Source organism: Paenibacillus sp. WG02 (genome assembly GCF_055396115.1).
The window spans coordinates 1,523,117-1,538,869 of the sequence record NZ_AP036016.1 but is presented as its reverse complement, the minus strand read 5'-3'; the positions used below and the strand labels follow the sequence as shown (position 1 = coordinate 1,538,869).

Here is a 15,753-nt window from a genome sequence, read left to right as displayed (position 1 = left end):
CCCCTTTACAAAAAAATTCGGGTCGTAGCCGAAAGCAACGCTTTCATACGATCCCTTCTACTCTTTAATCGCCCCGATCAAGACCCTTTAAAAGAGAAGCGACCTTCAGTTTGAATTGTTCCTGTGCCTGCTGGACCTCTAGCTGAGGATGCTGGAATTCGACCATCACGCCGGTTACTTTCTCCAGTTCTTTGAGCATGATTCTTGCATGCGTTTTCATTTGTGAAGAGGCTGCAGAATGATTGGACACCCAATAGGTCCTGACTTCTGGTTCCAAGTGTAGCCTCACGAAGTCGAAAATGAATAGGCTCTTTATTTCATTTCCTGTGTATTTTCGTAAGAAATGCAAGATAGAAGTAAAGAAATCACTACGACATTAAAAATCGTCAGTATACACGTCCATAATGAAAAAACCTCTATCTAGACCATTCAAGGATGAGCGACCGCTTTTATGAGGTAAGTTTTATCGCCAGATAGAAAAGCGTATTTCGGGATACCCGAAATACGCTTTCTATTGTAGTCAAATATGGGCAGCCTACTAAGAGGCTGCCCTTTTATGAATCTGAGCCGCTTTTTTTAACATCAGCGTCGATCGAAGCATTTTTGACAACACCAATATATTTGTAGGGCATGAAATATTGTTTGAACGGCAAACTGCTTAATCATCATGCATAACCGCCTACGAAGTGTAGATGCATAAAAAACAAAAAGACTGAAATCACCACTTCTTCCTTTGGTGATCTCAGTATTTTCTTACACTCTTATAACGAACTTTCATGAAAACGAGTAATCGTAATTTTCAGCTTTTTAGTCCGGTTACTTGTCTTTCCCTGCATAGGAGAAATGAACATTTTATATAGCCCTACGCTAAATGAATCTGCGTAATGAAACTTGGAGGAAAATAAACCCGAGAATCTTCACTAAGCTTACTTACGAATCAATCCGCTATTAAAGAACTCGAGTTTTATTGCTCTTTTGTTTAATTTTTACTATTTCAAAGGCTTCTATTTGATTATTGGTATCTAATTCCCTAAAGGCATAAATTAACTCTTTTTCTAAATTACTGAGTTCCAAATTCAATAACTCATGTGCTGATTTATTTAGACTCTCAGTTCCAATTAATAACCATTCAAGTGAACATCCGAATTTCAAATGTATAGAAACAACAGTTTCTACGGAAGGCTTACTTTTTCCCGATTCTATATCACTTAAACTCCCTTGGGATACTCCTATTAAATTAGCAAAATCAATCTGATTCAGGTTATGTATTTTTCTAAGTCGTCTTACGTTATTCCCAATTACATTCAAAAAAATCCCGATGTATCAAGGCTTTGAGCCACATCGGGACTGACTTAGTTGTGACAAATCTACGTTCCAAATCTATGACAAACTATATTACAAACGGTGACAAAGTGAATTACAACTCACAATGGACAGTTATTTGGGTTGGTTACAACAACCGCTGCCGCGAAGCCTCAAACAGCAGCACCGTCGCGGCCATCGCGACGTTCAGCGATTCCGCTTGGCCCTGCATCGGAATAATCACCTGCACATCCGACTGTGCAGCGACCTCCGGTGACACGCCCTTGGCTTCGTTGCCGAGGATCAGCCACGTCGGCTGCCGCAGGTCCGTGTCGTAGCACGAGCGCTGCGCCTGCAGGCTCGTGGTCACGAGCCGCACGCCGCGCTCACGCGCGCGCGGCAGCAGCTCAAGCAGATCTGCCTCGACAATCGGCAGATGATACATCGATCCCATCGTCGAGCGGATCGTCTTGGGATTGTACAGATCGACCGTGCCGCGGCCGAGTACAACAGCCTTGGCCCCGACGGCATCCGCGCTGCGGATGATCGTGCCAAGGTTGCCTGGGTCTTGAACGCCGTCCAGGACCACCACAAGATCATGCTCGCCAGCGAGCAGCGCGTCCATGCCAAGCTGCGGCCGAGCCACAACGGCCAAAACCCCTTGCGGCGTCTGCGCATCTGAGCATTTTTCCAGCACAGCCTGGCTGACGCCAACCCATTCCACAGATGAAGGGTCCAGATCAGCTAATCCGACGGGAACCCCTTTTTCCAAGCTATACATAATGGTCTCCACCAGAGCTCCCGCACGCAATGCTTCCTCGACCAGATGGTAACCTTCAATGATATATTTCCCCTGTTTGTCCCTGCCCCGGCGTTCCAAAAGCTGCGCCCATTCTTTGACTCTGGCATTCTGAACAGACATAATTTCCGTATGTACACTTGTCATTTATTTTTACCTACTCTGCAAAAGTCACTTCAAAAGTTTGAAGATCTGAATTTTTCCCTACAATTACCAAAATATCGTCCATTCTAAGCGACTCTTCCGCACTTGGTGGAATGATCAGTTTTTCATTTTGTTTGATCGCAATGACATTACAGCCATATTTAGCCCGGATATCCAACTGTTTGAGGCTTTTACCAATCATTTGATTGGAAACCTTAATCTCAACGATACTGTAATCGGCAGATAGCTCTATGTAATCGATAATATTAGATGAAATCAGATGATGTGCCACACGCTGTCCCATATCTCTTTCCGGATAAACGACTTTGTCAGCGCCAATTTTCTTTAATACTTTTCCATGCAGATCATTTACAGCTTTCACTATAATCTTAGCTATGCCCATTTCTTTGAGGATCAATGTAGTCAGAATACTCGCTTGAATATCCTCCCCAATAGCCACAACCACAACGTCAAAATTACGAATACCAAGAGCACGCAGTGCTTCCTCATCCGTAGAATCGGCTTGAACGGCATGTGTAACGAAAGCTGAAACCTCTTGAACGGTCTCTTCCCGATGATCAATAGCAAGGACCTCAAACCCTAATTGTGACAATGTTTTAGCGACGCTAGACCCGAATCTTCCCATTCCAATAATCGCAAATTGCTTTCTCACTACTGGTGTGTCCTCCAAATTCCTAAGATTACTATAGTATAACATACACATGGCCCGTATCTCACTATGCATGCAAAGGTCGCAAAGTAAGGAAGGATGAACGGTTTGAAACTTGCACATATTAATACCGATAACGAAAATGGAAGCGAGGTCCACGAATGAACATCACCTTAAGACAGGCCATCGTCCAGCGAGTCCAGAATAAATCAAATGATGAGCTTCAAGAAGTTATTGAGGATTCCATCGGCGGAGAAGAACGGGTATTGCCAGGGCTTGGTGTGCTTTTCGAAATCATATGGCAGCATAGTGAAGCAAATATTCAAAACCAACTCGTAGAAACACTCAAAGACCATCTCGAATGATCTACAACATCTAGCTGGCTAGGGGGTTGCCTATGGCATTCCCTTAGCTGGTTTTATCCATGAATCTTCTCAAACCGTTTAAAGCCCGTCCCTTCCCTATTTAAAAAAACCTGCCCAAAAGGACAGGTTCCTACTCCAACTATTCTACTCTCACTATTTTACCTTATAACTTTGCCCACTCAAGACCGCAAAAAGCATCTACTGGAGACTCTCCAAGGAATGGCTGCTTGCCAACCAAACATCTAATAACTTCCTTCTGTACCGCCAAAGTAGCGTTATAAGCATTTATCATCGTAGGCATTGATGGGAGTTCATAAAGCGTGTACGGATTTCCCAGTGAGATAAAGACGGTTGGCACCTGTGTAGGGTACCATTTGAAGAGTCCTCCTGTCTCTTGCGGAGAGACCGCATGGAATTTTGCATGAATCCTGGCGATTTCTGAACAAGAAAAATAATTGCGTCTATTTCGTTGCCCTCATCTTTAACCTCATATTCCCGAACAACCGCGAAGCCTTCCTCACTCAACATCCGGGCAAACTCGTCCCCCGTTGCAGCTTTATCGACAAAAAAGGAAGCCTCATCCGAAGCAGCTAATAGTAAAATACGCTTGTGCTTTTGTGGTGTTAGCGGTAAAAGGCCCTGTGTGTCCTTAACCAGCGTTACCGATTTGCTCGCAATCTCCGCTGCCAGCTGCAAATGTTCGGCTGAACCTACCACGTCAAGATCCCTTTCATCCGCCTGAGTCAAATGAAGACCAAGTGACGCTTTCAGAGCCAGTATTCTTGTGACCGCCTCATTCAGCCGCTCCTCCGTGAGCACGCCGTCATGGACGCCCTGCAGCATAGCCTGGAAATCTTCGTCCATATCATTCGTAAACAGGAACATGTCAACGCCCGACGCGATACATTGCGGAATGATATCTTTCCGTCGGCCAAAGCTCGTCATGCCAATCATCGATGTAGCATCGGAAACGATAAGTCCGTTAAACCCGAGCTCTTCCCGCAGAAGCTTCACGTTCAATTCGTGCGATAAGGAACCCGGTGTATGTTTAGTTCTTACGTCCGTGATTCCCAATTCTTCATAATAGCTTGGCAGCGTGATGTGAGCGCTCATGACCGTCTTGACCCCGTTCTCGATCGCCGATTTATACACACGGCCGTAGGTCTCACGCCACTCTTTCATCGTTACCGTATTATTCGTCAGAACCTTATGCTGATCTCGGTCATCCATGCCGTCACCAGGCCAGTGCTTCACGCAGGCAGCCATCCGATTGTTCTTCTGAATAGCATTCATAACGGGCAGCGCAGTCTGTTCCACTATTTCTGGCGTATCGCCGAATGCACGAATGTTGACGATGGGATTTTGATAGTTGTAATTGATGTCAATGACCGGTCCGTATACCCAGTTGAACCCCATAGCGTAACCCTCAGCTTCTATAGTAGCTCCAAACGCGGTTGCTAATTCTGGATCGTTTGCGGCAGCCAACTGCATGTTTGAAGCCAGATTCGTTCCATCGGCCGCTCCGCCTTGTCCCCCATTTTCAAGATCACCGGAAACCAGCAGCGGTACTTTACTGCACTTTTGCAAGTCACGAATGATAGAAGCCTGATGCTGCTTCGTTGCATTTGGGGAAAATCCAAATACATGGACTCCCCCTGGGCGAATACTAAGCAAATCCTTTTTAGCCCCAGTATCAAACGGAAGATCTACAGTGATGAACAGTTGGCCCACCTTTTCTTCCAAAGATAATCCATGTAACGTTTCGTTAACCCACTGAATCGCTTCTTCGTCCAAATGAAACGGTTTTGCTTTCAGATTAACCATGCAAATCTCCCCCTTTTAACGCGTACTAACGTTTACTTTTCTTTCCGAAATGGCATTCAAATTGTTTAAATCCTCAGCCAACATCTCTTCCGAATATTGCCCTTGTCCGAAGCCAATCATTGCGCGCAGCGGCATATATCTCATCATTGCCATCAGCATTTCTGGGTTATCGCCCAAGAGAGCGTCAAAGCCGAATTTCCCAATAAATTCTTTCGCTTTATCGACCGTGAGCGGATTAGCCATCAAGTCGCCGATTAGTGAGTTACGAGTAAACGTCCCCGGAACGGTGACTGTAGATTCGACCTCAATCGTTGTGCGAAGCTCGATATCTCGCGAAGATTTTCCAACTAAGATGTCAAAGGCCCCGGTTTCCACATGCCAATCGCCGATTTGAACGTTGTAGTAAGCGAAAGCCCTTTGATCCAAAACAAAGGTAACGGTTTGCTGTTCTCCTGGCTGCAGTTCGATTTTTTGGAAGCCTTTCAGTTCTTTTTGCGGACGATTAACACTGCTCTGAACATCCTTGACGTAGAGTTGAACGATTTCTTTTCCGGCATAGATCCCTGTATTTTTCACAGTTACTTGAACGGTAACCGTCTCATTATCTTTGATCGCCGATTTGTCTACACGCAGGTCGCTGTATTCGAAACTGGTATAGCTGAGGCCGAACCCGAATGGGAATAAAGGCTCAATCTCTTTGGTATCGTAATAACGGTAACCGACAAATACGCCTTCTTTATATTCCACTTTGTCGCCCTCTCCCGGGAAATTCAAGAAGGACGGGTTGTCACTTAATTTCACTGGAAACGTTTCAGCAAGCTTGCCGCTCGGGTTCGTAAGGCCAAACAACAAGTCTGTTACCGCACCGCCAAAAGCTTGACCCCCTAGGTATCCTTCCAACACGGCTTTTGCTTTGCCGATCCAAGGCATTTCAACCGGCGAGCCGTTGCTCAAAATAACGATGAGGTTGCTTTGAACTTCCCCCACCGCTTCAATCAGTGCGCGATGATTGACGGGAATGGCCATATGCGTGCGGTCGTACCCTTCCGATTCGTAGCGATCCGGCAGTCCGACAAATAGGACAGCCACATCCACCTTTGCCGCTGTTTCCTTGGCCTCCCTTACCAAATCTTCATCGATTTCATCGCTATCCAGCTTATAGCCTTGTGAATAAATGATTTGCGCCGCCTCGCCTGCGACATTCCTCATTTCTTCAAGCGCATCGTCCAGTTTGGTTGGATTTACATGAGAACTACCGCCGCCCTGATAACGCGGATTCTTAGCAAATTCACCGATGACAGCAATCTTCCCTTGCTTGCGAAGCGGTAGGATACCCCCTTCATTCTTGAGAAGCACCATGCTTTCATGGGCAGCTTCTCGAGCCAACCGATGATGTACTGCAGAATCGTAAACAGCATCTGTCTTGCTGCTATCTGCAGCCTTAAAGATGAAGGTCAACATCCGTTCGACCGCAAGGTTGAGCGTTTCCTCCGAAAGCTCGCCGCTTTTTACTGCAGCAACAATCTTTGCATCTCCGATACCAGCGCTTGAAGGCATTTCCAGTTCCAATCCAGCCTGAAGAGATTTTACGCGCTCGTTAACCGCACCCCAGTCTGATACAACAAAGCCCTCAAAACCCCATTCATCACGCAAAACCTGAGTCAGCAAAAACACATTCTCCGAAGCATATTCACCGTTGACTTGATTGTAGGAACACATCACACTCCACGGTTGCGACTGCTTAACAGCGCCTTCAAAGCTGGCCAAATAAATTTCCCGCAGCGTCCGCTCGTCAATGACGGCATCAACGGACATCCTCCGATGCTCCTGGTTATTCGCGGCAAAATGCTTGAGCGAAGTGCCAACGCCCTGACTTTGTACGCCTTTGATGTGATTGGCCGCCATTTCCGAAGAAAGATACGGATCCTCTGAGAAGTATTCGAAGTTTCTGCCGCACAGTGGCGACCGTTTGATATTAGCTCCCGGCCCAAGAAGAACCGCAACGTCTTCCGCTTGGCATTCTTTCCCCAAAGCCTCGCCTACTTTGCCGATCAGCTCCCGATTCCATGAAGCGGCCATGCCCGCGGCCGATGGGAAGCAAGTAGCAGGTACACTGTTATGAAGACCTAGGTGATCCGCGTCTTTTTTTTGTTTCCGTAAGCCGTGAGGACCATCCGTCACCATGAGTGATGGGATCCCGAGCCGTTCTATACCTTTCGTATGCCAAAAATCCAAACCCGAGCATAAGCCCGCCTTCTCTTCCAGCGTCAATTTGGAAATCAGTTCCTGAATTTTTGAATTCATAGCTATTCCTCCAGTAAGTAATAATTAGTTTAAAACTGCATGGGCAAATACCACATTTGCCAAACGGCTAAGATCAACTCCTGTCTCTCAGACATTGAGGAACGTAGATGCCTTATTTCTCAAATTTATCAGGCAGTGGTCACCTGGAGGGAACGTCAGTGCGTTATTTTCTCAAATATCCTTGAAAAAAGAGGATTTGCGGCAAATAGCGAATCGTAGATCCCTTTCATCGCAAATTCATGGTTTTTCAGTGAAATAGCGAACTCTCGTTCCTTATTCAGCATCAATGACTAAGGAATTGGCTTCTTATAAATTAAAACTTAGCCAAATACAAACGGCTTTACTTCCGGAAGTGGCGGAAAAGGCTGTGTCAACACATAGCTGAAGCTGTATTGACCCGAACCCGCTTCCAAACTCACACCCATATCCGTAACCTCAATATTGGATATGCCTGTTGTCTGCATGAGAGCTGTACCGCTTTCTGTCACACCATCCCCTGGAGCGTAAGGGAGGCGAATTTCAGCCGTTGTGTTCGGCGGAATCACCACCTGAATGTCTAATCGTTCACCATCCGATTTCATCCAGCGGCAGCTGACCTCTCCGTACATCGTGTCGATACGCCCCTCTGCCCATGTCAGGCCATCACCAGGCACGGGGCGAATGATTACCCTCTTATAGCCAGGATTCTTCTCATCGGTATCAATTCCAGCAACAACACGGTAAAGCCAGTCTCCAATGGCTCCGTAAGCATAATGGTTAAATGAGTTCATGTCCGGGCTCCAAAAACTGCCGTCCGGCTTAATCCCATCCCAGTGCTCCCAGATGGTTGTTGCGCCTTTGGTCACTTGATACAGCCAGGACGGATAATCCTGCTGAAGTAACAGCTTATACGCGAATTCCGATTTGCCGTTATCGCTCAGCACGTGGTTCAAATAAGGAGTGCCAACAAATCCGGTAGTAAGGTGAAACTTCTCCTCTTCGAGCAATTCGAGCAGCTTGTGCACGGCACGTTCCTTGGCTTCGCCCTCGACAAGTCCAAACATAAGGGACAGCACCTGCCCCGTCTGAGTAGGCACAGATAAACGACCAGTTGGCGTGATGAACTCCTGCGTAAAAGCATTGAGAATGCGCGTATGCAGGTCTGCATAACGTCCCGCTTCCTCTGACCTCCCCAGCACCACGGCTGCTTTCTGCACCAACGACACGGAATAAGCATAGTAGGCCGTTGCGACAAAATCCCGCGCCGTAGCCCCTATATAGCTGTCTGGCCGAGAATCCAAAGCAAGCCAATCCCCGAAATGAAAGCCGGAATTCCACAAATATTCGTTGTCGCCTTGACGCCTGATGAATTCTACCCAGGCTTTCATACTGTCGTATTGTTCTTCCAACACTCGCTTATCTCCATAGCATACATAGAGTGTCCATGGAATGATGACCGCTGCATCTCCCCAAGCAGAAGCAGATTGCGCCTTCTCACTCAAAATATTGGGAACCACAAACGGCACGCCTCCACCCATCTCCGCCTGCTCTACCTTCAAATCATGAAGCCACTTCCGGAAAAAAGGCACGACATTCGACAAATAGGCGGACGTACGGGCAAACACCTGAGCATCCCCTGTCCAACCCAGCCTCTCGTCTCGTTGCGGGCAGTCCGTAGGAACATCCAGAAAATTGCCTTTCAGCCCCCACCGAATATTATGCTGAAGCTGGTTGACAAGCGGATCGGAGCATGTGAACTCTCCCGTTGTTTCCATATCTGAATGCAGCACGATACCTGTAAAATCTTCAAGACGGATCGGTTCTGGAAACCCGACAAGTCTGATATACCGGAATCCTTGGAAAGTAAAATGAGGCTCGAAAGTTTCTCTTTCTCCTCCTTTGAGCACATAGCGGATCGTTTGCTTCGCTTTACGGATGTTGTCCAAGTAGAAGTTGCCTTCATGATCCAATATTTCGGCATGATGGATGCTGACCTCCTGACCAGCGTCTCCCTGCACGTTAAACTGGATCCATCCGACCATGTTTTGGCCCATGTCGATGACCGTTTCGCCATTCGGGGTCGTGATGAGCTCGATAGGTTGGATGCTCTCGATTTTACGTACGGGCACGTTCTCCTGTGCAACCAAAATGTCTTTGCTCTGTTCGATCACTTCGGCAGGATACCATCCGCTGTCATCGTAATCTCCACGGCTCCAATTGGACCGCTTTAGCCGCGCATCGTACGTTTCACCGTCATAGATTTCCGACATCAAGATCGGACTTCCTGACACTTTCCAACTGTTATCAGAAACGATAACCTCTTGCCTTCCATCCGCATAATCAATGTAGATTTGCACCAAAAGTGCAGTCCGGTTACCGTAATGCTCGTTTTTGCCGTCCCAGCCAAGAACGCCTTTATACCAGCCGCTGCCCAATAAGGCGCCAATTCCGTTCTTGCCGCTCCTAAGCAGTTCCGTAACATCATAAGTTTGGTATTGAAGGCGATGCTTATAACTGGTCCATCCCGGGGCAAAATAGTGGTCTCCCACCCGTTTGCCGTTTAACTCTAACTCATAGATACCAAGCGCTGAGGCGTAGACACGGGCCGCACTTACTTCTCCATCAATGAGAAAATCCCGTCGAAACATTGGAACTTGATCGGCGCCCGCTGGGAGCGCTGCTGCGGGAGCACTGATCCATTCAGCCGACCACTCCGAAGAATCTATGAATCCGGTTTCAAAGATGGCTTGATCAGACCAGCCAGAACCTAGTCCATGCTGGTTCCAAGCTTGAACGCGGTAGTGATACCTTTTGCGCGAAGCTGTTTGAAGCCCTTTCAATTCCACATGGACGGATTGATCTGAATCCACTTTCCCAGAGTCCCAAACCAGGTGTTGAAAATCCGCGTCTTCTGCCAATTCGATGCGATAAGCCGATTGTACCGCTGCTCTTTCAGACGATTGCAATCGCCAACTAATCCTTGGAGTCTTGTGATCCAATCCAATCGGATTCACTTGATATTCACAACGAAGATCCTTTATTTTAAACATGACGTTGAAACCTCCTGCTCTAAATGCACGATCTATTTAAGAAAAAACCGTACCCCACCTGTTGTAGAGTACGGTTCAAGTTCATCCTTATTTACCAGCGGTTTTAGCCCAAGCATCAATTTGCTTTTGTTTCTCAGCAATGATTTTGTCAAGACCGGCTGTTTTGAGCTTCGCATTGAATTCGGCAGTCAATGCCGGATCTAACGTACCGCTTTCCAGACCTACCTTATATTGATTGATCACGTTAGTCGCTGCAGCAAGTTCTGTTTTAACCGGATCTACGTTAAATGTGAAGCCGACTGCTTTCGACTTAATCGCTTTATCGTTGTGTGCTTTCGTCAAATCCCAAATTTTCGGATCTGTACCTTCCCAAACGTAAGTCAGGAAGTTATTGCCGACTTCCCATTGGTTGAATTGGTAACCGCTTTGCTTGACGCCATCTGGTAGCATAATGATGTTATCCGCTTTCTTCACATAGTGTTTTCCTTCAATACCAAGGGAGACCAAGTTGGCAATGTCCTTATCGGTGTACATCATGTTCAAGAATTGCATAGCTCTCTCAGGGTCTTGACTATTTTTAGTGATCGACATCATGAAACCAGTGATTGAAACGGAAGTTTGCAACGGTTTCGTCAAACGAACAGCAACCATGTCTTTTCCAGACAAATTCTTTTCCTGCTGTTCAAAGCCAGGCTTCATATTCGATGTATAAGAGAACGCCTTGCCCGCTTTGACCAAGTTAACTCCTGTTTCTTGCGAAGTAGCGATATCCTTCAAAATATAACCTGCTTGATACCACTTACGAGCTAATGCAACAGCATCTGTAAATTCCTTCGTTTCGAACAGATTCACGATTTTGGTGCTGTTCCCCGGATCAGCAAGTACACCCAGGTTGTCCCCTAATGTATCCACGATAGAGTTGTACATATTGGTTCCCGGCATATTATTGTTCGTTTGCTGAACCAATGGCGCTAGTCCTGGCTCGTTCTCTTTGATCGTTTGGAACACTGGGTCCAGATCCGCCCAAGTTTTGATTTTGCTCAAATCAATCTTATACTTGTCCACCAAATCTTTTCTCATAATGATGCCATTGTCGGAGCCAATATCCCTCAAGCTTGGAACCCCGTATACTTTTCCGTCGATCTTGGATCCATTAATCAAATCCATTCCCACCGTGTCTACAAGACCTTTTCCATGTTTCTTAAGCAAATCGTCTAATGGCTCTAATTGACCTTTAGCGACTTGGCTGCCAAAGTTGCCAATGATAGAGGAAGAGACCATTAGATCAAGCTTCTCGCTTCCTGCCAGCATCAGATTCATTTGTTGTGTCCAAGCGGAAATACTGATAGGCACCAGTTTAACGGTTGCATTGATTTTTTCTTTAGTAATTTTGCTGATTGCCTCAGCCACGAGATTCGTGTCCGGCATATCATTTAGCTGTATATACGCCATTGTGATTTCATATGGCTTGGAATTCGCAGGCTTAGCGCTATCTGTCGCTGCTTTATTCCCATCATCGCTAGTGCTGCTGCCGCAAGCTGAAAGCAAGGTCGACGTTGCAAGAACAACACTTAATAATCCACTAGCTCTTTTCCATTTCTTTTCCATGGTTCATAATCCCCCTAATGTATATGAATAATGGTTGATCTATACTAATCGAATCCGAAGGGATTCAAGAGTAGCTTCGGTCGTTAACCTTTTACAGCACCAAGCGTAAGACCTTTGACAAAAAATTTCTGGAAGAATGGATAGGCGCAGAAGATCGGAACGATTCCGATAACAGCTATTGCCATGCGAACCGAATCTGTCGGTATGTTCGTAGAAGCCTGTGCAGCATTGGTCATGCTGCTCTTCTGAAGGAACTGAATATCGCTCAGCATCCGATTCAGCATATTTTGAATACTGAAGAGCTTGCTGTCGGTTACAAAGATCAATCCGTTAAACCAATCGTTCCAATAGGATATACCCAGCATCAGTCCGATGGTAGCCAGAATCGGTAGCGATAGCGGGAGCACGATACGGTAAAAAATCTTGAATTCGGAAGCGCCGTCAATATACGCCGATTCAATAATCGCTGCCGGAATCGAAGTGCTGAAAAACGTTCGGATTAGTAAAATGTAAAAGCCGTTCGTCAGCAATCCTGGGATGATAAGCGCCCAAATCGTATTTTTAATATGGAAAAATTCGGTGTAAATCAGATAGGTCGATACAAGTCCGCCGTTAAAGAGCAAGGTGAAAAATACGAGAAACGACATCACTTTGCGAAGCGGCATATCACTGCGTGACAAAGGATAGGCGAGCATCGTCGAGATAGCCAAGCCCACAGCCGTCCCGAAGATCGTAATGAAAACCGTGATGCCATAAGCCCGAAACAACGAAGCTGAGCTCTTCATCATATACTTGTACGCTTCTAGACTAAACACACTTGGCAAGAGTGAATAACCATCGTTGATAATTGCTTTCTGATCGGTAAAGGAGGCCATAACAAGCAGGACAAACGGGAAAATGCTGGCACAGGCCATGAGAATAAAGATCAGGTTAACCGCGTATTGATTCATGTGATTCGATTTCATGATAGCACGCTCCTTTCTTTTAGAATAAAGCTTGTTCCGGGCTTTTGCGGCGAATGATAAAGTTGGATACTAGCACTAATACGAATCCCACGACTGACTGGTAAAATCCTGCCGCCGAAGACATTCCGATGTCTCCAAGCGTCATTAGCCCTCGGTAAACGTAGGTATCGATAACATCCGTTGTTGGCTGTAAGGGGCCTGAATTTAGAGGTACTTGATAGAACAAACCGAAATCAGAGTAGAAAATGCGCCCAATGCTTAACAAAGCCATGATAATAATCGCCGGTGATAGAAGCGGTAGCGTTATCGTGCGGATTTGCTGCCATTTGTTCGCGCCGTCTAGCGTCGCTGCCTCATAATATTCGTTATCGATCCCAACAATTGCTGCCAAGAAGATGATACATAAGTAACCTACGTTTTTCCAAATATTTACCAGTGTTAAAATGTATGGCCAATACTTAGGTTCTGAATACCAGGAGATAGGTTCGATTCCGAATAGCGGTAAAATATGATGATTGAGGAATCCGTTCTCTCCATTCAACATGGCAAGCGCCAAATATCCGACGATAACCATGGAGATCAGATACGGCAATAGAATGATACTCTGGTAAAAACGGGACATAAACCGATTTTTCACTTCATTCAGTAAAATAGCTACAGCCACGGCCAGAGCCAAATTGATGATAATGAAAAGCCCATTGTACAGTATCGTATTTCGGGTAATGACCCAGGCGTCAGCAGTTTTAAACAAATATTCGAAATTTTTGAGACCAGCCCAATCACTTCCGAATATCCCCTTGCGGTAGTTGATATTTTTAAAGGCGATCACAATCCCAAACATAGGGAGATAATTATTAATAATCAAATAAATCATGCCAGGCAAGACCATTAGAAATAGCGCACGGTAGCGTTTAAACGTTTTCAACGTCTTCTGCAGCGTACCCGTCTTCCTTACGACCTTAGCGTTTTCGTATAAAACTTCTGCTTTGGTGTTCATCCGGTGTCAACTCCTTCTCTTGATAGCTTTAGTATAGAAGAAGTTAAACTAGGCTGCTCACCACGAATACGACTTTATACTTTAGGTTTTCCGACATTTTTCGAAAAAAAGACTCCACGCCTATGTGTAAGCGCAGAGTCTTTCTATCTTTTCTCAAACTGCTTTCTATATTCATTGGGATTCATACTTACAGCTTTCTTGAAAAGCGTCGAGAAGTAAGAAACATTCGAATAGCCCGCTAATAGCGCTACATCGATAATGGATTTATCCGAGCCTGCAAGCAAATCCTTGGCATATTGGATCCGTTGCTGCTGCAAATAGTCGGAAATGGACAAGCCCGTTTCTTTTTTGAACACCCGTGTCAAATAATCTGGATTTAAAAATACGTGCGCCGCGATAACATCCCTGGATAATTCCGATACGGAAATATGAGCCGCAACGTATTGCTTCACCTTTTCAACAACAGACATGCCCCCTTCCGTCGAATGGATCTGATTCATAGCCACCTCGATGACGTATTGCACCCATTCTTCCAAAGCGGTTATAGATCTCAGTACTAATTCCGGCTTTTCAGTAAATAGATTAGCTGCAAACACTTTATTCGCATGTAATCCTTTCATCTGAAGAACAAAGAAAAGCATTTGGAGAAAATCCTGATAGAAGCTGTGCAAGAGCGGAGCCCCAATTCCTTCTCTGGTCTCCCTTAACGATTTAAACAATAACTTAACTTCGGTTTGCAGCTTTTCCTTTGACCCCTGCTTCATCCACTCTGCCCAGTCATTCAAAGATGGAAGCTCTACTCTGCTCTCCCCTTTTCTCACATCCCAAAGCACAATGGTTTCATTAACTCTAGAGACATTGTCCCGATCCAAATCGTCCATTCTACTCACCATAGGTACGACTTCATGAAGCGAGGCGGGTTCGCTGATGTAACAGCATAGATCACAGTAAAAGTATTGATTGCAGGATTGCACGTATTCCTCGCATACCTCTCGAAGATCGTTCATTTGATGTTGACGCTCGTAAGGAATCATGATCAGCAGACATCCATTATCCGGAGAAATGATCGCTGTATGCTGATTGTTTCGCGTAATCTTCTCTTCCGCGGCATTCTTCAACGCATATTCCATAATTCGTTCATCCCGCTGATTCAGATTCTTATGCCAACGCCTAACGCGAATCATAATCAGTACAAACCGCATGGAATCCAAAGACAATAGATTATACTTTTGAAGATGCTCCGTTATTTTATCCTTGGTGGAGGGAATCGATTGTTGGATTAGATCCTGCCAAAAGCGTTCTTTCATCAGTGGCTGATGGGACTCCCACAACTGGTAATAATGCTTATAGGTTTCTTCGAAAGAAAGAAGCTCCTGATCTTTTTTTATTTTGACCAAAACCTTCAGGATCACATCCTCAAGCTCCTCATAATCTACAGGCTTCAGCAAGTACTCGAAGCTGTCCAATTGGATCGCACGTTTCGCATACGAGAAATCGGAATGACACGTTAGAAATATCGTCTCTGTTCGGGGATAATGCTCTCTGACCCAGCTCAATAACTCCATGCCGGAGCCCTGAGGCATTTCTATATCGCAGATCATCAAATCGATCGGAGATGTAGCATAGATCTCCTGTGCCTGCTTCATACTATGGGCCGTATGCACCGTAGAAGTACGGAGCTTATCCCAATCTACGCCAGCCTGTAATCCTCTCACTGCGTGCACTTCGTCGTCGACGATTAACACA

General features: G+C 45.8%; 12 protein-coding genes. 1 reads left to right on the top strand and 11 read right to left on the bottom strand.

Annotated features, from left to right (window positions below; genetic code table 11):
* Positions 1 to 64 precede the first annotated feature (64 nt).
* From ACBP55_RS07340 to ACBP55_RS07325, 4 genes are all read right to left on the bottom strand, one after another.
* Positions 65 to 277 (bottom strand): hypothetical protein, encoded by a 213-nt coding sequence (locus ACBP55_RS07340; RefSeq protein ID WP_464650707.1) that lies wholly within the window; start codon positions 275 to 277, stop codon positions 65 to 67.
* Positions 278 to 948: 671 nt separating this feature from the next.
* Positions 949 to 1,308 (bottom strand): helix-turn-helix domain-containing protein, encoded by a 360-nt coding sequence (locus tag ACBP55_RS07335; protein WP_464650706.1) that lies wholly within the window; start codon positions 1,306 to 1,308, stop codon positions 949 to 951.
* A 142-nt stretch (positions 1,309 to 1,450) separates the two neighbouring features.
* Positions 1,451 to 2,248 carry a TrmH family RNA methyltransferase gene (locus tag ACBP55_RS07330; RefSeq protein WP_464650705.1) on the bottom strand — a complete coding sequence of 266 codons (798 nt, stop codon included), beginning with the start codon at positions 2,246 to 2,248 and terminating at the stop codon, positions 1,451 to 1,453.
* A gap of 10 nt (positions 2,249 to 2,258) precedes the next feature.
* Positions 2,259 to 2,963, bottom strand: a complete 705-nt coding sequence (locus tag ACBP55_RS07325) for a potassium channel family protein (RefSeq protein WP_464653256.1) — start codon at positions 2,961 to 2,963, stop codon at positions 2,259 to 2,261.
* 113 nt (positions 2,964 to 3,076) lie between these two features.
* On the opposite strand from ACBP55_RS07325, the gene sspI reads away from it, so the two are divergent.
* Positions 3,077 to 3,280, top strand: coding sequence for a small acid-soluble spore protein SspI (gene sspI / locus ACBP55_RS07320; RefSeq protein WP_029195114.1), 204 nt, complete (start codon positions 3,077 to 3,079; stop codon positions 3,278 to 3,280).
* Positions 3,281 to 3,568: 288 nt separating this feature from the next.
* On the opposite strand, the gene ACBP55_RS07315 is transcribed toward sspI, so the two are convergent.
* The 7 genes from ACBP55_RS07315 to ACBP55_RS07285 form a co-directional block, all read right to left on the bottom strand.
* Positions 3,569 to 5,104 carry a glycoside hydrolase family 3 protein gene (locus ACBP55_RS07315; protein ID WP_464650704.1) on the bottom strand — a complete coding sequence of 512 codons (1,536 nt, stop codon included), beginning with the start codon at positions 5,102 to 5,104 and terminating at the stop codon, positions 3,569 to 3,571.
* Between the two features lie 15 nt (positions 5,105 to 5,119).
* Positions 5,120 to 7,408 carry a glycoside hydrolase family 3 C-terminal domain-containing protein gene (locus tag ACBP55_RS07310; protein ID WP_464650703.1) on the bottom strand — a complete coding sequence of 763 codons (2,289 nt, stop codon included), beginning with the start codon at positions 7,406 to 7,408 and terminating at the stop codon, positions 5,120 to 5,122.
* Positions 7,409 to 7,728: 320 nt separating this feature from the next.
* Positions 7,729 to 10,437: a family 78 glycoside hydrolase catalytic domain gene (locus ACBP55_RS07305; protein WP_464650702.1), complete on the bottom strand. Its 2,709-nt coding sequence runs from the start codon at positions 10,435 to 10,437 to the stop codon at positions 7,729 to 7,731.
* Between the two features lie 87 nt (positions 10,438 to 10,524).
* Entirely contained in the window at positions 10,525 to 12,045 is a 1,521-nt protein-coding gene (locus ACBP55_RS07300; protein ID WP_464650701.1) for an ABC transporter substrate-binding protein, read from the bottom strand.
* Between the two features lie 83 nt (positions 12,046 to 12,128).
* On the bottom strand, positions 12,129 to 13,013 hold the full coding sequence (locus ACBP55_RS07295; protein WP_464653255.1) for a carbohydrate ABC transporter permease: 885 nt from the start codon (positions 13,011 to 13,013) through the stop codon (positions 12,129 to 12,131).
* A 16-nt stretch (positions 13,014 to 13,029) separates the two neighbouring features.
* Positions 13,030 to 14,007, bottom strand: coding sequence for an ABC transporter permease (locus ACBP55_RS07290; protein WP_051253366.1), 978 nt, complete (start codon positions 14,005 to 14,007; stop codon positions 13,030 to 13,032).
* A 143-nt stretch (positions 14,008 to 14,150) separates the two neighbouring features.
* Positions 14,151 to 15,752, bottom strand: coding sequence for a response regulator transcription factor (locus tag ACBP55_RS07285; protein WP_464653254.1), 1,602 nt, complete (start codon positions 15,750 to 15,752; stop codon positions 14,151 to 14,153).
* Between the last annotated feature and the right edge of the window lies 1 nt (position 15,753).

Coding starts and splice junctions, on each gene's coding strand:
- ACBP55_RS07330 (WP_464650705.1), bottom strand. CDS start 2,248: ATGACAAGTGTACATACGGAAATTATGTCTGTTCAGAATGCCAGAGTC.
- ACBP55_RS07325 (WP_464653256.1), bottom strand. CDS start 2,963: ATGTTATACTATAGTAATCTTAGGAATTTGGAGGACACACCAGTAGTG.
- sspI (WP_029195114.1), top strand. CDS start 3,077: ATGAACATCACCTTAAGACAGGCCATCGTCCAGCGAGTCCAGAATAAA.
- ACBP55_RS07315 (WP_464650704.1), bottom strand. CDS start 5,104: ATGGTTAATCTGAAAGCAAAACCGTTTCATTTGGACGAAGAAGCGATT.
- ACBP55_RS07310 (WP_464650703.1), bottom strand. CDS start 7,408: ATGAATTCAAAAATTCAGGAACTGATTTCCAAATTGACGCTGGAAGAG.
- ACBP55_RS07305 (WP_464650702.1), bottom strand. CDS start 10,437: ATGTTTAAAATAAAGGATCTTCGTTGTGAATATCAAGTGAATCCGATT.
- ACBP55_RS07300 (WP_464650701.1), bottom strand. CDS start 12,045: ATGGAAAAGAAATGGAAAAGAGCTAGTGGATTATTAAGTGTTGTTCTT.
- ACBP55_RS07290 (WP_051253366.1), bottom strand. CDS start 14,007: ATGAACACCAAAGCAGAAGTTTTATACGAAAACGCTAAGGTCGTAAGG.